20 protein-coding genes are annotated in these 20,403 nt (G+C 70.7%); 11 read left to right on the top strand and 9 right to left on the bottom strand.

Translation table 11 applies throughout. The features are described 5' to 3' along the window. The first annotated feature begins 30 nt into the window (after positions 1-30). The 6 genes from AB0K15_RS00200 to pknB are packed head-to-tail and all read left to right on the top strand — an operon-like array spanning position 31 to position 8,138. Positions 31-492, top strand: a complete 462-nt coding sequence (locus AB0K15_RS00200) for an FHA domain-containing protein (protein ID WP_037718919.1) — start codon at positions 31-33, stop codon at positions 490-492. Next, positions 489-1,892 carry a PP2C family serine/threonine-protein phosphatase gene (locus AB0K15_RS00195; RefSeq protein WP_364043452.1) on the top strand — a complete coding sequence of 468 codons (1,404 nt, stop codon included), beginning with the start codon at positions 489-491 and terminating at the stop codon, positions 1,890-1,892. Before AB0K15_RS00200 ends, AB0K15_RS00195 begins: the two co-directional genes overlap by 4 nt. Next, complete coding sequence (locus AB0K15_RS00190) at positions 1,892-3,385, top strand: FtsW/RodA/SpoVE family cell cycle protein (protein WP_364043449.1); 1,494 nt, start codon at positions 1,892-1,894, stop codon at positions 3,383-3,385. The genes AB0K15_RS00195 and AB0K15_RS00190 overlap by 1 nt, the downstream gene beginning before the upstream one ends. Beyond that, entirely contained in the window at positions 3,382-4,845 is a 1,464-nt protein-coding gene (locus AB0K15_RS00185) for a penicillin-binding transpeptidase domain-containing protein (RefSeq protein ID WP_364043446.1), read from the top strand. The genes AB0K15_RS00190 and AB0K15_RS00185 overlap by 4 nt, the downstream gene beginning before the upstream one ends. 3 nt (positions 4,846-4,848) lie before the next feature. Next, positions 4,849-6,159 carry a serine/threonine-protein kinase gene (locus AB0K15_RS00180; protein ID WP_364043443.1) on the top strand — a complete coding sequence of 437 codons (1,311 nt, stop codon included), beginning with the start codon at positions 4,849-4,851 and terminating at the stop codon, positions 6,157-6,159. Continuing rightward, a complete protein-coding gene (gene pknB, locus AB0K15_RS00175; protein ID WP_364043440.1) occupies positions 6,156-8,138 on the top strand; it encodes a Stk1 family PASTA domain-containing Ser/Thr kinase in 1,983 nt (660 codons plus the stop codon). Before AB0K15_RS00180 ends, pknB begins: the two co-directional genes overlap by 4 nt. A gap of 65 nt (positions 8,139-8,203) precedes the next feature. Here pknB and AB0K15_RS00170 read toward each other — a convergent pair whose 3' ends face one another. The 4 genes from AB0K15_RS00170 to AB0K15_RS00155 all read right to left on the bottom strand — a co-directional run bounded on the left by AB0K15_RS00170 (position 8,204) and on the right by AB0K15_RS00155 (position 11,024). After that, entirely contained in the window at positions 8,204-8,554 is a 351-nt protein-coding gene (locus AB0K15_RS00170) for a hypothetical protein (protein ID WP_364043437.1), read from the bottom strand. A 381-nt stretch (positions 8,555-8,935) separates the two neighbouring features. Next, positions 8,936-9,580, bottom strand: a complete 645-nt coding sequence (locus AB0K15_RS00165; protein WP_364043434.1) for a hypothetical protein — start codon at positions 9,578-9,580, stop codon at positions 8,936-8,938. Next, the gene (locus AB0K15_RS00160; RefSeq protein WP_364045315.1) at positions 9,568-10,371 is read right to left on the bottom strand and encodes an ABC transporter ATP-binding protein; all 804 of its coding nucleotides are present in this window, start codon (positions 10,369-10,371) and stop codon (positions 9,568-9,570) included. Before AB0K15_RS00160 ends, AB0K15_RS00165 begins: the two co-directional genes overlap by 13 nt. A gap of 8 nt (positions 10,372-10,379) precedes the next feature. After that, positions 10,380-11,024: an aminodeoxychorismate/anthranilate synthase component II gene (locus tag AB0K15_RS00155; protein WP_364043431.1), complete on the bottom strand. Its 645-nt coding sequence runs from the start codon at positions 11,022-11,024 to the stop codon at positions 10,380-10,382. A gap of 111 nt (positions 11,025-11,135) precedes the next feature. Between AB0K15_RS00155 and AB0K15_RS00150 the strand changes: the two genes are divergently transcribed. Further along, positions 11,136-12,455, top strand: coding sequence for an FAD-dependent oxidoreductase (locus AB0K15_RS00150; RefSeq protein WP_364045313.1), 1,320 nt, complete (start codon positions 11,136-11,138; stop codon positions 12,453-12,455). Positions 12,456-12,467: 12 nt separating this feature from the next. Here the strand turns inward: AB0K15_RS00150 and AB0K15_RS00145 are convergent, their stop codons facing one another. Together AB0K15_RS00145 and AB0K15_RS00140 are read right to left on the bottom strand one after the other, a co-directional pair. After that, on the bottom strand, positions 12,468-13,067 hold the full coding sequence (locus tag AB0K15_RS00145) for a response regulator transcription factor (RefSeq protein WP_364045311.1): 600 nt from the start codon (positions 13,065-13,067) through the stop codon (positions 12,468-12,470). Next, positions 13,064-14,911, bottom strand: coding sequence for a histidine kinase (locus AB0K15_RS00140; protein ID WP_364043428.1), 1,848 nt, complete (start codon positions 14,909-14,911; stop codon positions 13,064-13,066). The genes AB0K15_RS00145 and AB0K15_RS00140 overlap by 4 nt, the downstream gene beginning before the upstream one ends. Before the next feature lie 168 nt (positions 14,912-15,079). Between AB0K15_RS00140 and AB0K15_RS00135 the strand changes: the two genes are divergently transcribed. From AB0K15_RS00135 to AB0K15_RS00125, 3 genes are all read left to right on the top strand, one after another. After that, positions 15,080-15,790 carry an ABC transporter ATP-binding protein gene (locus tag AB0K15_RS00135; protein WP_364043425.1) on the top strand — a complete coding sequence of 237 codons (711 nt, stop codon included), beginning with the start codon at positions 15,080-15,082 and terminating at the stop codon, positions 15,788-15,790. Positions 15,791-15,795: 5 nt separating this feature from the next. After that, positions 15,796-16,530, top strand: a complete 735-nt coding sequence (locus tag AB0K15_RS00130; RefSeq protein ID WP_364045309.1) for an ABC transporter permease — start codon at positions 15,796-15,798, stop codon at positions 16,528-16,530. 93 nt (positions 16,531-16,623) lie between these two features. Further along, positions 16,624-17,016 (top strand): SCO5389 family protein, encoded by a 393-nt coding sequence (locus AB0K15_RS00125; RefSeq protein ID WP_360598601.1) that lies wholly within the window; start codon positions 16,624-16,626, stop codon positions 17,014-17,016. On the opposite strand, the gene AB0K15_RS00120 is transcribed toward AB0K15_RS00125, so the two are convergent. The 3 genes from AB0K15_RS00120 to AB0K15_RS00110 are packed head-to-tail and all read right to left on the bottom strand — an operon-like array spanning position 16,985 to position 19,151. After that, positions 16,985-18,013 (bottom strand): LLM class flavin-dependent oxidoreductase, encoded by a 1,029-nt coding sequence (locus tag AB0K15_RS00120; RefSeq protein ID WP_364045307.1) that lies wholly within the window; start codon positions 18,011-18,013, stop codon positions 16,985-16,987. The two genes, AB0K15_RS00125 and AB0K15_RS00120, sit on opposite strands and share 32 nt — an antisense overlap. Further along, complete coding sequence (locus AB0K15_RS00115) at positions 18,010-18,168, bottom strand: hypothetical protein (protein WP_364043422.1); 159 nt, start codon at positions 18,166-18,168, stop codon at positions 18,010-18,012. Before AB0K15_RS00115 ends, AB0K15_RS00120 begins: the two co-directional genes overlap by 4 nt. After that, complete coding sequence (locus AB0K15_RS00110) at positions 18,168-19,151, bottom strand: class E sortase (RefSeq protein WP_364045305.1); 984 nt, start codon at positions 19,149-19,151, stop codon at positions 18,168-18,170. Before AB0K15_RS00110 ends, AB0K15_RS00115 begins: the two co-directional genes overlap by 1 nt. 922 nt (positions 19,152-20,073) lie before the next feature. Here AB0K15_RS00110 and crgA point away from each other — a divergent pair. After that, entirely contained in the window at positions 20,074-20,340 is a 267-nt protein-coding gene (crgA, locus tag AB0K15_RS00105) for a cell division protein CrgA (protein ID WP_220245435.1), read from the top strand. Positions 20,341-20,403: the final 63 nt, after the last annotated feature.

Here is a 20,403-nt window from a genome sequence, read left to right as displayed (position 1 = left end):
TGCAGGCAGAGTCGGGAGCGGACACAACAAGTGCCAGAGCTGGTCGTTCAACTCACCAGAGTGGGCTTTCTCGTGCTGCTCTGGCTCTTCGTGTTCGCCGCCCTGCGGGTCGTCCGTTCGGATCTCTACGCCGCGTCCGGCCTGCGGGTGCAGGTGCCCTCGTTCCGGCGGAACAAGGAGAAGAAGCCGCGGGGCAGCAAGGCCCCGCAGCAGCTCCTGGTGACCCACGGGGCGCTGGCGGGCACCCGCATCGCGCTCGATGGCCGGCCGATCCTGATCGGCCGCGCCGACGACTCGACGCTGGTGCTCGACGACGACTACGCGTCGACGCGCCACGCCCGCATCGCCCTGCGCGGGGAGGACTGGTACGTGGAAGATCTGGGCTCGACGAACGGGACCTACCTCGACCGGGCTAAGGTCACTGCACCCCTCCGGGTCCCGCTCGGAGTCCCCATCCGGATCGGCAAGACGGTGATCGAGCTTCGCCCATGACTCTCGTCCTCCGCTACGCGGCCCGCAGCGACCGGGGCCTGGTTCGTTCGAACAACCAGGACTCCGTGTACGCCGGCCCTCGCCTCCTCGCGCTCGCCGACGGTATGGGCGGCCACGCGGCCGGTGAGGTGGCCAGCAAGGTCGTCATCGCCTCACTCGCCCCGCTCGACGACGACGAGCCGGGCGACGACCTGCTCGGTCAGCTCCGCGAGGCCGTGACCAACGGCAACGCGGCCATCGCCGAGCTCGTCTCCCAGGATCCCGATCTCGACGGCATGGGCACCACGCTCACCGCTGTGCTCTTCGCGGGCAACCGCCTGGGGCTCGTGCACGTCGGCGACTCCCGCGCGTACCTGTTGCGCGGCGGCCAGTTCGCGCAGATCACCCGCGACGACAGCTTCGTCAACGAGCTGCTGGAGCAGGGCCGCATCACGGCCGAGGAGGCCGCGGTGCACCCGCAGCGTTCGCTGCTGCTCAAGGCGCTCACCGGGCACGAGGTCGAGCCGAGCCTCACCGTGCGCGAAGCGCGTCCCGGTGACCGGTACCTCATCTGTTCCGACGGTCTGTCCGGCATGGTCTCCGACGAGACGATGTCCGAGGCCATCCGCATCCCGGACCCGCAGGACTGCGCGGACCGGATGATCGAGCTCGCCCTCAAGGGCGGTGGTACGGACAACGTCACCGTGATCATCGCCGACGTGGTCGACGTCGACTTCGGTGACGACGCCCCGATCGTGGGCGGCGCAGCCGGCGACGGCAGCGACGAGCAGCACCAGGGCGACTCGCCGGCCGCGCGGGCCCGGGCGCTCACGCAGCCGCCTCCTCAGCCGCGGCCCGAGCCGCAGGCGTTCGAGGAGGACCCGAAGGCCAAGCGCCGCAAGCGGTTCCGCTGGCTCGTCGGCGCCGTCGTGGTGCTGATCGTGCTGGCCGCGGCCGCGATCGCGACCCGCTACTTCGTGCTCAGCCAGTACTACGTGGGCGAGGGTCCCGACCAGGAGGTCGTGATCTACCGCGGGGTGCCGGGCAGCATCCTCGGCATCCAGCTGCACTCCTTCGAGCAGGGCTCGTGCCCGCCGGGGACGCTGTGCACCGACAAGCTGCGCGTGCCGGCTCTGCAGGAGGACGCCCGCATCGCCGTGCAGAACGGCGTGAAGCGCGACAGCCTCGACGACGCCCGCACGTACATCGACGACTTCCTGCGCCTGCGCAAGCAGCTGTCCGACTGCCCGCCGGCCACCCCCGGCACCACTTCCGGCGTGCCGACGGCTCCCGGCGGTCCGCCGGCGTCGTCGAGCAGCGCTGTTCCGCCGCCTTCGAGCGGCGCGTCTTCGTCGGCGAACCAGCCTGCGGGGAGGGACTGCTCGACGTCGAGTACGGCGCCGACAGGAGGCGGTAACTGATGGGTCAGCCCCTGGCCGACCCGTTGTCGGCCCAGTTTGCGACCAATCCGCCCCGGGAGCTGCCCAAGCGCCGGGGCACCGAGCTGTTGCTGCTGGCGTTCGCCGCGTTCATCGTCACCCTCGCGCTCGTGCTCGTGGAGGCCAACCAGGAGCAGGAGCTCACGCTCTCGATCCTGTGGCTGGGCCTCGCCTACCTCGGTGTCCTCACGGCCGCGCACCTCGCCGTGCGCCGGTGGGCGCCGTACGCCGACCCGGTGCTGCTGCCGTGTGTGGCGCTGCTCAACGGCATCGGGCTGGTGATGATCCACCGCCTCGACCTGGCCGAAGCCGAGCAGGCCGCGCAGAAGGGCAGCGAGTACAGCCCCGAAGTGACCAAGCAGGTGCTGTTCACGGTCATCTCGCTGGCGCTGTTCGTGGTCGTGCTGGTCGTGGTCAACGACCACCGCACCCTCACGCGTTACGGCTACACCTTCGGCCTCATCGGCATCGCCGCGCTGGCGCTGCCCGCGGTGCTGCCGTCGAGCCTGTCCGAGGTCAACGGCGCGAAGGTCTGGCTCAAGCTGCCGTTCTTCTCGATCCAGCCCGGTGAGTTCGCGAAGATCCTGCTGATGATCTTCTTCGCGTCGTTCCTGGTGTCCAAACGCGACTTGTTCATGGTGGCGGGCAAGAAGGTCCTCGGCGTGGAGCTGCCGCGCGCCCGTGACCTGGGCCCGATCCTCATCGCCGCCGCGGCGAGCATCGGCATCCTCGTGTTCGAGAAGGACCTCGGCACGTCGCTGCTCTACTTCAGCATCATCCTGGTGATGCTCTACGTCGCGACCGAGCGCGTGATCTGGGTCGTCGTCGGGCTCACGTTCTTCATCGGCGGCTGCATCATCGCCTACAACCTCTTCACACACGTCCAGCAGCGCGTGGAGAACTGGCTCAACCCGCTGGGCCCGCGCTACGACGAGCTCGGCGGTTCCTACCAGCTCGCGCAGGGCCTGTTCGGGCTCGGCACGGGCGGGGTCGGCGGAACCGGTCTCGGCGCGGGCCGGCCGGACATCGTGCCCGCGGCGAGCACCGACTTCATCACCGCGTCGATCGGCGAGGAGCTGGGCTTCATCGGCCTGGCCGCCGTGCTGATGCTGTACCTGCTGATCGCGATGCGCGGCATGCGCAGCGCGCTGGCCGTGCGCGACACGTTCGGCAAGCTGCTCGGCGGCGGGCTCGCGTTCACGATGGTGATGCAGATCTTCGTGGTCGTCGGCGGCGTCACGGCGCTGATCCCGGAAACCGGGATCACGGCGCCGTTCCTTTCCCAGGGTGGTTCGTCGCTGCTCGCGAACTACATCCTCGTCGCGCTGCTGCTGCGCATCTCCGACGCAGCGCGCAAGCCGGCCAAGCGCGCGAAGCCGCAGCAGCCCCAGGCCCCGATCGCCGAGGCGCACACCGTGCTGGTGCAGCGTCCGCCGGCCGGCGGCAGCCCCAACGGTGACGGGAGGACCGCGTGAACACTCCCCTGCGCAAGGTCGGCATGGCGATGCTCGTGATGATCGTCCTGCTGCTCGCGAACGACACCTACATCCAGGTCGTGAAGGCCGACGACTACCGCACCGACTCGCGCAACCAGCGCGTGCTCTACGACGAGTACTCGCGCCAGCGCGGCCAGATCGTCACGCCCGACGGCGTGGTGCTGGCCGGGGTGAAGGCCTCCAGCGACAAGTTCAAGTTCACGCGCACCTACACCGACGGCCCCATGTACGCGCCCGTCACCGGGTTCTACTCGATCAACTACGGCGCCGGCGGCCTCGAGCGCGCCGAGGACGACGTGCTCAACGGCTCCGACCCGCGGCTGTTCGTGCGCCGCCTGTCGGACATGGTCACCGGGCGCGACCCGCGCGGCGGCAACGTGAAGCTCACGATCGACCCGAAGGTGCAGAAGGCCGCGTACGACCTGATGACCCAGCACGGCTACACCGGCGCCGTGGTGGCGATGGAGCCGAAGACGGGCCGCATCCTCGCGATGGTGTCCACGCCGTCGTACGACCCGAACGCGCTGGCGTCGCACGGCAAGGACCAGAACACCGCCTGGGCCAACTACTCCAAGGACCCGAAGAACCCGATGCTGAACCGGGCGATCTCGGAGACCTACCCGCCGGGGTCCACGTTCAAGCTGGTCACCGCGTCGGCCGCGCTCGAGGCCGGCATCGGCCCCGACACCGTGATCAACACCGCGCCGAACGTGAAGCTGCCGGGCACCAACACCACGCTCGAGAACTACGCCGGCGAGACCTGCCCCGGCAACACGTTCAAGGACGCGCTGGCGCACTCGTGCAACGTGCCGTTCGCGACGTTCGCGGGCCAGCTCGGCGCCGACAAGATGAAGGCCACGGCCGCGAACTTCGGCATCGGCCAGACCGACCTCACCGTGCCGATGAAGGTGGCGCCGTCCACCGTCGGTGCGCTCGACTCGCAGGGCGCGCTCTACCAGAGCGGCATCGGCCAGCGCGACGTGCGGCTCACGCCGCTGCAGGACTGCCTGCTCGCCGCGACCGTCGCCAACGGCGGCATGGCGATGAAGCCGCAGCTCGTGCAGTCGATCCTGGCGCCCGACCTCTCGACGATCGAGGACACCGACCCGGAGCAGCTCACCGGCACGCCGGCGCTGTCGCCGGAGAACGACCAGATCCTCACGCAGATGATGATCGCGTCGGAGGGTTTCACCGCGGGCAAGGGCAAGAACCCCGCGCTGAAGATCGCGTCGAAGACCGGCACCGCCGAGCACGGCACCGACTCGAAGAACACGCCGCCGCACGCGTGGTACACCGCGTTCGCGCCTTCGGACAACCCGCAGATCGCCGTGTCGGTCATCGTCGAGAACGGCGGCAACCGCGGGCTCGCCGCCACCGGTGGCTCCGTCGCCGCCGAGATCGGCCGGGCCGCCATCGCCGCGCGCCTCGGGGGTGGGTGACCCATGCTGTCCTCGGGTCAGCTGCTGGCCGAGCGCTACAAGCTGACGAACCGGATCGCCGTCGGCGGGATGGGCGAGGTCTGGCAGGCGAGCGACACCCGGCTCGACCGGGTCGTCGCGGTGAAGGTGCTGAAGGCCGAGCTCTCCGGCGACGCCGAGTTCCTGCACCGGTTCCGGACCGAGGCCCGGATGACGGCGTCGCTCAACCACGCCGGGATCGCGGCGGTGCACGACTACGGCGAGACGTTCGCCGGAACCGAGGGCGGCAAAGAGGAAGACGCACTGCCCATCGCGTACCTGGTCATGGAGTTCGTGGAGGGCGACCCGCTCGCGGGCATCCTCGCCAAGCACGGGCGCCTCTCGGCCGACTACACACTCGACCTGCTGGAGCAGGCCGGCACCGCGCTGCAGGCCGCGCACGAGCAGGGCCTGGTGCACCGCGACGTGAAGCCGGGCAACATCCTCGTCACGCCGGCCGGCCAGGTGAAGATCACCGACTTCGGCGTGGCCAAGGCCGCGCACGCCGCCCCGGTCACGCGATCGGGCATGGTCATGGGCACGGCGCACTACATCGCGCCCGAGCAGGCACTGGGCCACGACGCCGAGCCGGCCAGCGACGTCTACTCGCTCGCCGTGTGCGGCTACGAGTGCCTCGCCGGCCACCGGCCGTTCCTGTCGGAGAACGCGGTGAGCGTCGCCATGATGCACATCCGCGACATCCCGCCCCCGCTGCCGCCCGACGTGCCGCCGGGTGCGCGCGCGGTCATCGAGGCCACGCTGGTCAAGGACCCCCGGCAGCGCTACGCGAGCGGTGGCGAGTTCGCCGCCGCCGTCGCGGCCGTCCGCGCCGGGCACCCCCTGCCGACGCCGCTCGGCCTGGTCAACGCCGCCTACGCGGCCGGCCAGGTCCCGCCGTCGCCGCCCCCCGGGATGCCGCAGGCCGGCGAGCTCCCCCACGTGCCCATCGGTCCTCGTTCCAACCCCGGGTTCCCGCCGCTGACGCCGGGTTCAGTGCACCCCGTGCACCCGCCCGTGCCGCGGCGGAAGAGCCAGTGGGGCTGGTGGGTGCTGCTCGCGGTGATCGTGGTCGCCGTGATCGTGGCAGCGGCGTTCGTCATCGCCAAAGTGGTGGGCACCGGCAACGGGCAGACACCGAGAAGCGTGGACACAGGCAGACCGGCGCCGGTCGAGCCGACCGGCCGCGCCGGAGGACCGACTGCAGGCGGACCCGCCGAACCGGGTGCGAGCGAGAAGCAGGGCCTGCAAGGCATCATGACCACACCTTGGACGGAATGGAACGGCACACAGAGATGAGCACACCCAGACTGCTCTCCAATCGGTACGAGCTGGGCGAGACGCTCGGCTACGGAGGTATGTCCGAGGTCCATCACGGACACGACGTGCGTCTGGGCCGGGAAGTCGCGATCAAGGTCCTGCGCGCGGACCTCGCCCGCGACCCCCAGTTCCAGGAACGCTTCCGCCGCGAGGCGCAGAACGCGGCCGCCCTCAACCACCCCGCGATCGTGGCGGTCTACGACACCGGCGAGGCCAACACCGACTTCGGGAACCTGCCCTACATCGTCATGGAGTACGTCGAGGGCCGGACGCTTCGCGACATCGTGAAGACCGAGGGCCCGATGTCGCAGAAGCGGGCCATGGAGGTCATGGCCGACGTCTGCGCGGCGCTGGACTTCTCCCACCGCCACGGCATCGTGCACCGCGACGTGAAGCCCGCCAACGTGATGATCACGAAGAACGGCGCCGTCAAGGTCATGGACTTCGGCATCGCCCGCGCGATGCACGACGGCCAGTCGGCGATGACGCAGACGGCCGCCGTGATCGGCACCGCGCAGTACCTCTCGCCGGAGCAGGCGCGCGGTGAAGCCGTCGACGCCCGTTCCGACGTGTACGCGGCCGGCTGCGTGCTCTACGAGCTCATCACCGGTGAGCCGCCGTTCACAGGTGACTCGCCGGTGGCCGTGGCGTACCAGCACGTGCGGGAGGACCCGAACCCGCCGTCGTCGGTGAACCCGGCGGTGACGCCGGAGCTCGACGCCGTGGTGCTCAAGGCGCTGGCGAAGGGTCCGGCGAACCGGTACCAGTCGGCCGCCGAGATGCGCTCGGACCTCGTGCGCACGCTCTCGGGCCAGCGTCCGTCCGCTCCGATGGTGATGTCGGAGGACGAGCGCACCCAGGTGATGAACCAGGACCGCCGTCAGCCCCAGCGTTACGAGGAGTACGCCGAGGAGCCGGACGAGGACCCGCGCGTCAAGCGCCGCAACCGCACGATCCTGGCGATCGTCGCGGTTCTGCTGGTGGCCGGCGTGGTGCTGCTGATCTTCTGGCTCAGTGGTGCGTTCCGTGCCCAGACCACCACCGCGACCATCCCGAACGTGGTGGGCCACCCGACGATCACGGCGAAGTCGGAGCTGCAGGCGGCGGGCTTCTCGTCGTTCGGGGCGAACGTGCCCGTGGTGTGCGGAGCCGCGGACCCGAGCACCAACCCCAATGGCCAGACCTGCGGCGACGACCAGATCGACAAGGTCCTCGCGATCAACCCGAGTGCCGGCCAGAACGTCGCGACGAGCACGCAGATCGTGCTGACCGTCGGTGTCCGGCCCGGTCAGGGCACGGTGCCGGACTTGACCGGCAAGACCCAGGACCAAGCATCGCAGGCGCTCCAGGACGCCAAGATGCAGCTGGGCAACGTCACGTCGAAGCCGGTCGACAGCCAGGACGACGTCGGCAAGGTCATCTCACAGGATCCGACCCCGAACCAGACGGCGCCCGAAGGCACGAAGGTGAACATCACCATCGGCGGCGACCTGCAGCTCAAGCAGGTGCCGGACACGACGGGCAAGACCTTCGCCGACGCCAAGAAGCAGCTCACCGCTCTCGGCTTCACGGTCAACCGCACCGACGTCGACTCGAACGAGCCGAAGGACACGGTCGTCAACCAGCAGCCCAACGGCGGGTCCGTCGCTCCGGGTTCGGCGATCACGCTGTCGGTTTCCAAGGGGCCGCAGAGCTTCTCGATGCCGGACCTGACCGGTCAGACCGAAGACCAGGCCACACAGTCACTGCAGAAGCTGGGCTGGTCGGGCAACATCACCGTCCAGTCGGTGCACTTTGGCGCGGGCCAGCCGGGCACGGTCATCCGGACCAACCCGGACGCCGGCCAGACGATCTCGCCGACGCAGAACGTCACGTTGACGATCCTGGAGCAGGACGACGGCGGCACTCCGACGAGTTCGGGCAGCCCCGGACTCCCGGGCATCCCGCATCGACCATGAACCGCTGAAACGCGACAGGGCCCGCACGGTTTCCGTGCGGGCCCTGTGCTTTCTCCGGAAGTTTCTCAGTCCTGGTCCAGGAATCCGCGGACGCTCGCGAGCACCGCGTCGACATCGCTGCCCGAACCGCAGTCGACGTCCAGCTCCTCCACGGCGCCGGACCGCTTCAGCTTGAGCCGCACGCGTTCGTCGCCGCGGCCCTTGCGCAGCCAGCCGAACAGCGAGCGGCACAGCGTGCCCACGGACCGGCTGCTCACCATCACGACCACGGCGTCACCCGCCGCGTCGTCCGACACGGGTCTCTCGGCCAGCCGGACGCGGTCGCGGAGCTCGTCCTCGGAACGCAGCCACGAGGCGAGCTGGTGCAGCTCGTCACCCGAGCCGGCCACGGTAATCGCGGCGATCCCAGCCGTCACGACTCTCCCCTCACGGGTGAACAGACGGCGCGAGGGTAACCGACGCGCTGCAGCTGAGGAAGACCGCCATCCTGCATTGCTGACTGCAATTTGCAGCTGACTCAGTGCGATCGCTCCGGCCGGGCACCGGCATCCGCCGTCGGCACGGGCGCGTCGTGCAGCCGACGAATGCCGGTGGACCGGTAGACCCACCCGCGGCGCCGGAGCGTTTCCCGACGCCGCGGGCTCTCTCCGCAGCAGTATTTGCTGCTGGCCGGCGCCACCCGCATGGGTGAAGGCAAGACATTAGCGTGCCCGGGGTGATCTCCGGAAGATCCGAACAGGAAATTGCCATGTGCAATTTGCAGATCCACCTCGGAGCATGCGCCAACCGCTCCGAGGTCAGGCCCGCCGGCCCGCCAGCCAGCCGACGACACCGGCGCTCACGCCCAGCGCGACCACCGAGGCGGCCGCGGCGAGGACAAGCGAGCTGCCGTAGGGCGCGCCGTTGGTCAGCGCCGTGATCAGCGGGTGGACCAGCGGCACCCACTTGCCCAGCAGGACCAGGCCGAGCACGAGCACGGCCGCGAGCACCGTCCAGCCGATGCGCCCGACCAGCAGGCGCGAGCACGGCAGGCCGATCGCGATCCCGAGCAGCCCGCTCGCCGTCAGCGCCACCAGGCCGACGCCGAACGCGTTCCAGTTCAGCTGCCACGTCCTGATCGCCGACCACACGATCGTGATCACGATGAGCACCACCAGGCAGCCGAACACAGCCAGCACCGCGCCGCCGATGGTGCGCAGGCGGCTGCGCGCGTGGCTGAGCGTGACCAGCCGCTGCACCGGATCCTCGATGTCGAGCACCGCGATCGTGAGCCAGCAGCCGAGGACGACCAGCGCGCCGCTGCTCACGCCGTAGAGCGGCAGCACCGGCGAGTGCGGGTCGGAGTAGAGGATCACCGACAGCGCGAGGTAGGCCAGCACCGCCGGCAGGTAGCGCTGGGAATGGCCCAGCAGAGCCAGGTAGTAGCGGCTTACCGCGAGCACGGCGCCACCTCCCGCACGGACCAGCCGCCCGACAGCGCGCGCAGGAGCACCGCGTCGGCGCTCGTCGCGTCCACGGTCAGGACCACGTGCGGACCCTCCGCGATCGCGTGCCGCACGCCGGGTTCGGCCGTCCAGTCGGTGCCGGTACCCGCCAGGACGATGCGGGTGGCGGGCTCGGTTTCCGCGGGGACGCCCACGGCCGTGAGCCGACCGCCTTCGATGCCGTAGACGGCGTCGGCGTGCTCGCGCACGACGGCCGGCCGGTGGTCGGTGAACACCACGCTCGCGCCGCGCGCCCGCGTCTCGGCCACCAGCTCGCCGAGCACCGCGTGCGTGCCGACGTCGAGACCCGACCACGGCTCGTCGAGGATCAGCAGGTCGGGCCGCGGCAGCACGGCCTGCGCGAGGCCGACCTTCTGCGCGTTGCCCTTAGAGAGCGTGCGCAGCTGGGCATCGGGCCCGCCGACCAGCGCGAGCCGCTCCAGCAGCGGGTCGATCGTCGACAGGTCGGCAAGTCCGCGCATGCGCGCCATGTGCCGCAGGTACGACCGTGCGCTCAGCCGTTGCCCGCCCGGGAACCGGTCGGGCAGGTAGCCGATCGACGGCGTGCCCTCGACCGAGCCGAGGCTCACCCGTGAAACGCCCGCCAGGATCCGCAGCAGCGTGGACTTCCCGGAGCCGTTGGCCCCGAGGATCCCGACCACGCACGCGGCGGGCACGGTCAGGTCGACGCCGTCGAGCACCAGCTCGCCGCCGCCGTACCGCTTACCGACCCCAGCGAGCCGGATCAGCGGGGTGGTCACGCAGCGGCGGCCTTCTGCAGCGCCTTCGTGGCGCGTTCCAGCTCGTCGACCACCTTCGGGTCGACAGGGTGGCCGGTCGAGGCCAGCCAGGTGGCCAGCATCCGGTGCCCGCCCTCGGTGAGCACGGACTCGGGGTGGAACTGCACGCCCTCCAGCGGCAGCTCGCGGTGGCGCATGCCCATGACCACACCGGATTCGGTGCGGCCGGTGACCTCGAAGATCTCGTCGCGGATCGTCTCGGGCAGCACGGTCAGCGAGTGGTAGCGGGTGGCGGTGAAACCGTCGGGCAGGCCGGCGAGCACACCCTTGCCCTCGTGACGAACCTGGCTGGTCTTGCCGTGCAGCAGCTCGGGGGCGCGGTCCACGGTGGCGCCGAAGTGCACGCCGAGGGCCTGGTGGCCGAGGCAGACGCCCAGCATCGGCGTGCGCGTCTCGGCGCACTTCGCGATGACGTCGATGCTCTGGCCGGCGCGCTCGGGGGTGCCGGGGCCGGGCGACACGAGCACGGCGTCGAACTCGGGGACGCGTTCGAGGTCGACCACGTCGTTGCGCCACACCGTGCAGTCGGCGCCGAGCTGCGCCAGGTACTGCACCAGGTTGTAGACGAAGCTGTCGTAGTTGTCGACGACGAGTACGCGCATGCGGCCACCTTACTGCGTCCCATTTGCTGGACCGTACGCCAGATCACAGTGAAAGTTAGGTAGCCCTAACCTACCGTGGGTATGGTGAGCCGATCCCTTCGCGTAGCGGTCGTGGGCGCCGGCCCCGCCGGTATCTACGCCGCCGACATCCTGGACAAGTCCGACGCCGACGTGCAGATCGACCTGTTCGAGCGCATGCCCGCGCCGTTCGGGTTGATCCGCTACGGCGTCGCGCCCGACCACCCGCGGATCAAGGGCATCGTCACCGCGCTGCACAAGGTGCTCGACCGCCCGAACATCCGCCTGCTCGGCAACGTCGACTACGGCACCGACCTGAAGCTCGACGAGCTGCGCGAGTTCTACGACGCCGTGATCTTCTCCACCGGCGCGATGGCCGACAGGCCGCTGGACATCCCGGGTGCCGACCTCGACGGCAGCCACGGCGCCGCCGACTTCGTGAGCTGGTACGACGGCCACCCCGACGTGCCGCGGACCTGGCCGCTGACCGCGACCTCCGTCGCCGTGCTCGGCGTCGGCAACGTGGCGCTCGACGTCGCCCGCATCCTCGCGAAGACGGCCGACGAGCTGCTCACCACCGACATCCCGGCCAACGTCTACGAAGGCCTGAAGGCCAGCCCCGTCACCGACGTGCACGTGTTCGGCCGCCGCGGCCCGGCGCAGGCGAAGTTCACGCCGCTGGAGCTGCGCGAGCTCGACCACTCGCCGAACGTCGAGGTGATCGTGCACCCCGAGGACATGGAGTTCGACGAGGCCAGCATCACCGCGCTGCGGGCGTCGAAGCAGATCGACATGGTCGTGAAGACCTTGCAGCAGTGGGCGATCCGCGACGAGGGCACCCGTCCCAAGCGGCTGCACCTGCACTTCTTCCATTCGCCGGCCGAGATCGTCGGCGACGACGGCCGCGTGACCGGCCTGCGCACCGAACGCACCGAGTACGACGGCGAAGGCGGCGTCCGCGGCACGGGCGAGTTCCACGACTGGGACGTGCAGGCCGTGTACCGCGCGGTCGGCTACCTGTCGTCGCACCTGCCGGAGATCCCGTTCGACCACGTCGCGGGCGTCGTGCCGAACCAGGCCGGACGCGTGCTGGACCTCGACGAGAACCAGCTGCCCGGCGTCTACGTCACCGGCTGGATCAAGCGCGGCCCGATCGGCCTCATCGGCCACACGAAGGGCGACGCGGCGGAGACCGTCGCGAGCCTGCTGGCCGACGCCGAGACCCTCGTGCCCCCGAAGCACGACTCCCCCGACGCGATCCTCGAATTCCTGACCGGGCGCGGGATTCCGTTCACCACGTGGGAAGGCTGGGGCAAGCTCGACGCGCACGAGAAGTCGCTGGGCGAGCCGCACGGCCGGGAGCGGATCAAGGTCGTGGAGCGCGACGAGATGGTGCGGGTTTCGCGGGACTAGCGTTTCAAGGGATCAACCAGCGCCGAGGTAGGCGAGCACGGCCAAAACACGGCGATTCGTGTCGTCGGAGGCGGCGATGCCGAGCTTCGCGAAGAGGTTGGCCGTGTGCTTGCCGACGGCGCCCTCGCTGAAGTGCAGGCGGGCGGCGATCGCGGCGTTGGAGCAGCCCTCGGCCATGAGCTCCAGCACCTCGCGTTCGCGTGGGGTCAGGGCCGCGAGCGGGTCGTTCGCGTTGCCCGCCACCAGTTTCGCGATCACCTCGGGGTCCATGGCCGTGCCGCCGGCGGCGACGCGGCGCACGGCGTCCACGAACTGCTCGGCGTTGAACACGCGGTCCTTGAGCAGGTAGCCGACGGCGCCGGTGCCGTCGGCCAGCAGCTCGCGGGCGTAGAGCTGTTCGACGTGCTGTGACAGCACGAGGATCGGCAGGCCGGGCATTTCCCGGCGCGCCGCGAGCGCCACCTGCAGGCCTTCGTCGGTGTTCGTCGGCGGCATGCGAACGTCCACAACGGACACGTCCGGCCGGTGTTCCCGCAGTGCCGCGGCGAGTTCCGGGCCGGAGCCGACCGCGGCGACGACGTCGAAGCCGTGCGCGGTGAGCAGGTGGGTCAGGCCGTCTCGGAGGAGGTACTGGTCTTCGGCGATGACGGTTCGGGGCCGGCCGGTGCCGGGGCCGCTGGTTCCGGGAGTGTCTGGCACGGCACCTCCAGGATCGCCTCGGTCGGTCCGCCCGGTGGGCTGGTGAGGCTCAACGTACCGTCGAAAGCATCCAGCCTGCGCTCGATTCCGCGAAGTCCCGAGCCGCGCGCGGCTTCGGCGCCGCCGCTGCCGTCGTCGGTCACGACCACGCGCAACGTGCCGTCGGCGTGCGCCAGCGAGACCGAAACCCGGTGCGCGCCGCCGTGTTTCGCCGCGTTGCCCAAAAGCTCGCACACGGCGAAGTAGACGCACGCCTCCACCGGTTGCTCGACGCGGCCACGCACGTCGGCCGTCACGTCGACCTTGAGCGGGCTGTCGAGCGCGACCGCGCGCACGGCGTCGACGAGCCCGCGTTCGGACAGCACCGGCGGGTGGATGCCGCGCACGAGCAGCCGCAGCTCCGTCAGCGCGTCCGAGGACGCCGTGCGCAGCTCGGCTGCGAGGCGTTTGGCCGATTCGGGGTCGCTGTCGATGAGTGCCTCGATCGCGCCGAGTTTCAGGCCCATGGCCACGAGCCGGGACTGGATGCCGTCGTGCAGGTCGCGTTCGATGCGGCGCAGCTCGGCGGCCTGGGCGATCGTGACGTGGGCGCGCGACTCGTCCAGTCGCGCCACGCGTTGCGCGAGCCGCATCGCTTCCGTCGGCCCGAGCCACAGCCGGGCGAACCGCGCCTGCTCGCGAGCTAGCCAGGTCGTGGGCGCAAGGCCCGCGACGATCAGCGCGAGCGCCACCGGCGTCTGAGCGAGCGCGCCGAGGTGCGTCGCGACCTCGGACAGCGGGAACCACTGGACCGGTGAGGATACGAACGGCCGCCAGCCCCAGAGGATGACCAGCCCGGTAAGGCCCCAGCCGAGCAAGGCAACCGTCGGCACGGTCAGCAGGAGCGAGACCACCGGGATCAGCGCGCCGCCGGCGAGGTCGCGCCAAGTGGCGCGGTCGCGCAGGATCCACTGCGTGCGGGCGCGCTGGACCGGCCACCATGGTTCGTCGTACAGCTGCTTGCCGACCTGGTAGAGCCCGTCCGGCCGCGGCACCGGCAGCCGGGGCGGCGGCAGGTACGGCCGCGCGATGCGCACCCCCGTCCAGTTGCCGGCTTCGCGGCGCAGGGTGTCGGCGATCGTCCGGCACGAGACCACGAGCGGCGCCGCGACCGGGGCCGCGCCGATGATCACCACGAACTGCCACACCGAGAACCCCAGGTGCACCAGCGACAGCGCGAGGAGCCCGAGCTGGTGGCCGAACGACTCGAGGTGCCGGTGCAGCCACCGCTTGCGCACGGGCCCGGCGGGCGGGCGCGGGCCGAGCCAGAAGCGGGTCCACCGGCCGTACCAGCGCAGCGCCCGGGCACCGGTGACGAGCGAAAGCAGCGCCGTGACCAGCGCGAACGGCGGGTTGAGCAGTTGCCAGCGGAGCTCGCGGCCGGTGGCCGGATCCTCCATGATCCACGTGAAACGTCGGTTCCAGCGGATCCACCACGGGCGTTTGTAGAGCTGGTTGCCGTCGCGGTACCAGCCGTCGCGCTCGCGTTCAGGCTCCGGCGGCGCCGGCCGGTACGGCGTCGCGACCTCGATCTCGCACCAGCGGCCGACGAGCTCCCGGGTGCGCGCCGAGCGCCCACGTGCCCAGTCGATCGCAGGGGTGAAGAAGAACACGAGCCCGACGCAGAGCAGCAGGAAGGCGAGCAGCTCCATCAGCGCGTCGGCCCAGCTCAGCAGCGCGAGGCCGGCGAGGACGAACGCTCGCCGCACGGATTCCATTCGCCGCACCCCCTTTTCCGCAGTCTGACCGAGCCGGACCCCGGAACGCACTGGCCGAAGCTCCCGCACGGGGTGGGCCCAGCCCCACCCCCACGTCAGCGAAACCCCACCTGAGCTGGGGTTTCAGCGCCATTCTGCCGGACGCCGCGCGCTTTTAGCGTTTTTCGCATGCCACTCATCGAAGTCACCGAGCTCCGCAAGACCTACGGCAAGCGGGTCGCGGTCGACGGCGTTTCGTTCGCCGTCGAGCGCGGCGAGATCTTCGGCGTCCTCGGCACCAACGGCGCCGGGAAGACCACCACGGTCGAGTGTCTGCAGGGCCTGCGCCGGCCCGATTCCGGCGCGATCTCCGTGCTGGGCCTGGATCCGGCGAAGGACGCGGTGCGGCTGCGCCGGCTCGTCGGCGTGCAGCTGCAGGACGCGCGGCTGCCCGAGAAGCTGCGGGTGGCCGAGGCGCTGGAGCTGTTCGCCGCTTTCTACCCGAAGCCGGCCGACCTCGGCGGGCTCCTGCGGCGCCTCGGCCTCGAAGACCACCGGAACGCGGCGTTCGGCAAGCTCTCCGGCGGCTTGCGGCAGCGGCTGTCGATCGCGCTCGCGCTGGTGGGCGACCCGCAGCTCGCGATCCTCGACGAGCTCACCACCGGCCTCGACCCGCATTCGCGCCGCGAGACGTGGAAGGTCGTGACCGCCGTACGCGACGCCGGGGTGACCGTCGTGCTCGTCACCCACTTCATGGACGAGGCCGAGCGCCTCTGCGACCGCGTCGCCGTGTTCGACGCCGGCCGGATCATCGCCACCGGCACTCCGGCCGAACTCCGTGCCACCACGGGGAAATCCACTTTGGACGACGCGTTCGTCACCCTCACCGGACGGGAGTGAGCACCGTGCACACCTTCACCAAGCTCGTCGCCACCGAAGCGAAGCTCTTCCTGCGCACGCCGCTGTGGGCGGTGTTCGGCGTCGCGCTGCCCGCCGCGCTGCTGCTCGGCATCGGCTCGATCCCCGGCATGTCGCGGCCGAGCGACGTGACCGGTGGTTACCGCTTCATCGACCTGTGGGTCCCCTCGCTCGTCGTGGTTTCGCTCGCGACGCTCGGCCTGCAAGCGATCCCCGCGGCGGTGGCCACTTACCGCGAGCAGGGCGTGCTGCGCCGCCTCGCGACGACACCGGTGCCGCCGGCGCACCTGCTGCTCGCGCAGCTCGTGATCCACGCCGTGGTGGCGCTCGCCGGCGTGGTGCTGATGCTCGTGACCGCGCGCGTCGCGTTCGAGGTCCCACTGCCCCTGCATCCGCTCACGTACGCGTTGACGCTGGTGCTCGGCCTGGTCTCGGTGTTCGCGCTGGGCCTGGTCGCGGCGTCGGTCGCGCGCACGGCCAAGGGCGCGTCGGCACTGGCGATGATCGCGTTCTTCCCGATCATGTTCCTCGGCGGCGTGTACCTGCCGCGGCCGCTGCTGCCCGAGGTGATCCAGCGGATCGGCGCGTACGTGCCACCGGGCACGCAGCCGTTGCAGGACGCGTGGGTGGGTGCGGGCGTTCAGCCGCTGCAGTTCGTCGCTCTGGCCGCGTTCGCACTGGGCGGGACGGCACTGGCCGTGCGGCTGTTCCGGTGGGAGTGATCCACCGAAGTGGTGATGAATACCGTTTTCTCTTGTGGGGTCCTCGGCCGGGCGAGTAGCCAGAGAGGGGAACCACTCACCATGGAGGTTGTCTTGTCTCTGGACGTATCGCCCGCGCTGCTGGAGAAGGCCGAGCGCGGGGAGGTCTCCGACGCCGAGTTCGTCGCCTGCGTGCGGGAGTCGCTGCCGTACGCGTGGGAAGTGATCACGGGCGTGATCGCCGAGGCCGACGGCGCACCGGACGGCTTCGCCGACAACGAGACGCCGCCGCCGAGCGAGGCCGCTCGCGGGCAGCTGCTGCGCGCACTGGCCTCCGACGCCATCCGCGGCGGGCTCGAGCGCCACTTCGGCGTGAAGCTCGCTTTCCAGAACTGCCACCGGGTCGCCGTGTTCCGGACGTCCGAAGTGGACGGTGACCGCTACCGCGCGTTCGTGTCGGTGCGCGGGCAGCTGCTCAACCAGAGCCCGGAGCTGCGTGACTGTTAAGCCCTGCTTTTGAAGCCCTGAGCGCGGGCAGCACTTCGGCGCCGATCCGCGCGATGTTCTCCTCCGTGCCCTCCGGCGTACCGGACGCTTCCACGAACATGATCACGTGGGCGGCCCCGGTGCGCCGGAGGCTCGTGTCCAGGGTCGCCACGCAGTACTCGGGATCCCCGACGGGGTGGATCGCGCACAGGTGCTCGGTGTACTCGTGCGGATCACGCGACGGACCGGGCCGGCCGTCCACCGTGACGTGCGCGCCGAGCCCGTCGGAAAGCCAGCCTGGCAACGACTTCCGCACCACATCGACCGCCGCGGCACGGCTGTCGCCGACCTGGCACAGGACCGTGGACACGTGGTCGTTGAGCCCGCCGTACGCCGCGACGGTCGCCGCCTTCTCGTCGTCACCGGCGTGCAGCCCGAGCAGCATCGGCAACCCGCGTTCGGCGGCGAGGCGCACGGCGTCGGACTTCGGCCCGCCGGCCGCCACGACCACTTCCGGCCGCCGCCGCGGCACCGGCACCAGCGGCACGTCACGGAAGGCGAACTGTTCACCGGCTGCGGACGCGACGCCCGAAGCCGCGCGCAGCAGCACGTCCAGCGACTCCTCGAAGCCGCTCTCGTACCGCTCGAGCCCGGTGCCGAACACCTCCAGGTCCTGCCACGGCCCGCCGCGCCCGACGCCGAGGCGCAGCCGACCGCCGGACACCGCGTCGAGCATCGACCACTGCTCCGCGAGCGCCACCGGGTGCGTCGTCGACAGCACGCTCACGGCCGTGCCGACCGCGATCCGCGACGTGCGCCCGAGGACGTGCGCGGCGAGCGTGATCGCCGACGGGCACACGCCGTAGGGCAGGAAGTGGTGCTCGGCGAGCCAGACGTCGTCGAACCCCGCCGCCTCGGCGGCCTCGGCCGCGCGCACGGTCCTGAGCAGCACTTCGGCGTCCTCCTGCCCCGGGAACCGCCCGGAAACGAGGAAGACGCCGAAGCGGGTGTGCCTCAGTTGTCCACCGACACTTCGTTGAACGGCAGCAGCGGGTCGAGCCACGGGAACACCACGAACATCAGCAGGGCCACGATGCCGAGCACCAGCACGACGGCGATCGCCAGCTTCGCCGCGAACGGTCCCGGCAGGTGCCGCCAGATCCACGCGTACATCAGGCAGCACCGCCGATCTCGGTCAGCAGCTTCCCGTAGTCGGCCACCTGGGACTTCGGCACCTGCTGCGTCAGCACGGACGTGATGATCAGCCGCTGCTTGGCGGAGAACTGCGGGTGGCACGTGGTGAGCGTGAGCAGCGAAGCCTCCTGCGCCTTCGGCAGCGTGTCGGCCGGCTTGTACGGCACCGGGTTCACGGCGTCGCCCTGGCTCGGGAGCACGACCTTGCGGCCGAACGTCTGGTCGTACGGACCGCCGCCCGGGATGCTCGGGTTGCGCAGCGTCGACACGCCCTTGCACTCCGGCTGCGCGCCCTTGCCGCTGCTCCAGCCGGAGATTTCGTCGTCGTAGGGCAGGACCTTGTAGATGTAGAAGTCGGTCTGCGTCTCGATCACGATCTGGTCACACGAGCTGAGGTTGTCCAGGTCGTTGAACGGCGCGCCCTTGCCCACGCGGTGGCCGGCGACGCCGAAGTTGCCGGGCTCGCCGGGCAGCGCCGTGCCCTTGTAGTGGCCGGGGCCGATGGCGAGCGAGTCCTCGCCGGTGCCCTCCTGGATCGTGAAGTTGAAGTCGGCGCCGAACGACGGGATGTGGATGCGCGCGAACGCCTTGCCGTCGACGAGGCCGGGGTGCAGCGTGCGGTCCTTGGCCCAGTCGCCCTCGAGCTGGTCGCTCGCCACCGACTGCTTCTCGGCCGAGAACAGGTCGGTCACGTAGACCTCGTAGACCATGAACAGCAGCACGACCAGGCCGAGCGTGATGAGGATTTCGCCGGCCGTGCGGATCGCGACGCCGCCCTTGCCCAGCGGCGCGGGCTTGGGCTTCTCCTTCACCGCGGTGGCGCCACCGGCCTCGACGGCGTCGAAGACCTCCGTGGGCTGGTCGGCCACGACGGGCCGCGGCCTGCGCCGCGGGTCCGGCCCAGGCCCACCGCCGCGTGGCGGCTGGGTCGGGCGGCCGGTGCCGCGCGGCGGAGTGCCCATGCGCTCAGTGGACAGGTTGCCGGCCCGCTCAGTGCCGCGGGGCGGCGTACCCATGCGCTCGGTGGACGGGTTCCCAGCACGCTCGGTGCCGCGGGGCGGGGTGCCCATGCGCTCGGTGGAGGGGTTCCCAGCACGCTCGGTGCCGCGGGGCGGGGTGCCCATGCGCTCGGTGGAGGGGTTCCCAACACGCTCGGTGCCGCGGGGCGGCGTTCCCGGCCCCTCGGCCCGCGAGCGCCGGCCCGGCTCGCTCGGCGGTCCACCGGCGTCGGGTCCGGCGGCCATCGGTCCCCCCGCGCCCGGCGCGACGCCCCGGCGGCCGGCGCTTCCTGGCCCGCTGCCTGTCTGCCCACCTGCGTCGTAGCCGCCCTCGGCGCCTCGCGCGCCATAGGCCGGTTCGCCGGCGCCCCGTCGGGCGCCGCCGGCGTCCGCGCCCGGCGTGGGGCGCTGGTCAGTCCGCCCTGGCTCGATGCCGTACTGCTGAGTGGGACGCGGCGGCCTGCTCTGTTCGGGTGATCTGCGCTGGTCGGCCTGCCTGCGCGCCGGGTCACCCGCGACGCGGCGCGAAGCCGGCGGCACTCTCCGGGTGGGGTCCTCCGGAGGCTGCCTGCGCGGTCTGGCGGCGCCGTCGGCACCGGGCGGTGGCTGGCGTCGCCGCTGGCCGTCGGGCCCTCCCGAGGGGCGGCGGCGGTCGTCTTCACCCGGCCAATCCTGCGTCGTCACGCAAGCTCCTCTCGCACCGCCGGTGGAACTGCCGGTGGCGCTATTGTCACAGTCCGGAAATCCGACCGCTCCCGCCCGGTGCTCTGGAGCCGTCGTTTACGTTAACGTGTTCACGTGGCGCTGGTTGCGCAACCCGACGAGCGGGACGCCCGCGAACAGGCACCGCCACCAGGCAGAGCCAGAACAGCACGCGAGGAACACGATGCCGAAGTCCAAGGTCCGCAAGAAGACCGCGTACACCCCGCCCGTTGATCGCCGGACGCCGGTGAAGGTCAAGGCCGCGGGCCCGTCGAACCTGTTCTACAAGATCGTCATGTTCGGCCTCATGCTCCTCGGGCTGCTGTGGCTCATCGTGAACTACATCGCCGGCGACAAGATTTCGTTCCTGACTTCTCTCGGGAACTGGAACTTCGGCATCGGTTTCGCGGCGATGATCGTCGGCCTGCTCATGACTATGCGCTGGCGCTGATCATTACTCCGGATGGCGGCTTGACACCGAATTACACCGGTGTGACTCATCCCCAGTGTGGAT

The organism is Amycolatopsis sp. NPDC049253, from assembly GCF_040678995.1.
Taxonomy (GTDB): Bacteria; Actinomycetota; Actinomycetes; order Mycobacteriales; family Pseudonocardiaceae; genus Amycolatopsis.
Note: the sequence above shows the minus strand (reverse complement) of the source record. Positions and strands in the feature narration are given on the sequence as shown.

Coding starts and splice junctions, on each gene's coding strand:
- AB0K15_RS00190 (WP_364043449.1), top strand. CDS start 1,892: ATGGGTCAGCCCCTGGCCGACCCGTTGTCGGCCCAGTTTGCGACCAAT.
- AB0K15_RS00180 (WP_364043443.1), top strand. CDS start 4,849: ATGCTGTCCTCGGGTCAGCTGCTGGCCGAGCGCTACAAGCTGACGAAC.
- pknB (WP_364043440.1), top strand. CDS start 6,156: ATGAGCACACCCAGACTGCTCTCCAATCGGTACGAGCTGGGCGAGACG.
- AB0K15_RS00195 (WP_364043452.1), top strand. CDS start 489: ATGACTCTCGTCCTCCGCTACGCGGCCCGCAGCGACCGGGGCCTGGTT.
- AB0K15_RS00155 (WP_364043431.1), bottom strand. CDS start 11,024: ATGCGCGTACTCGTCGTCGACAACTACGACAGCTTCGTCTACAACCTG.
- AB0K15_RS00115 (WP_364043422.1), bottom strand. CDS start 18,168: ATGTACGCGTGGATCTGGCGGCACCTGCCGGGACCGTTCGCGGCGAAG.
- crgA (WP_220245435.1), top strand. CDS start 20,074: ATGCCGAAGTCCAAGGTCCGCAAGAAGACCGCGTACACCCCGCCCGTT.
- AB0K15_RS00135 (WP_364043425.1), top strand. CDS start 15,080: ATGCCACTCATCGAAGTCACCGAGCTCCGCAAGACCTACGGCAAGCGG.
- AB0K15_RS00140 (WP_364043428.1), bottom strand. CDS start 14,911: ATGGAATCCGTGCGGCGAGCGTTCGTCCTCGCCGGCCTCGCGCTGCTG.
- AB0K15_RS00110 (WP_364045305.1), bottom strand. CDS start 19,151: ATGGGCACTCCGCCGCGCGGCACCGGCCGCCCGACCCAGCCGCCACGC.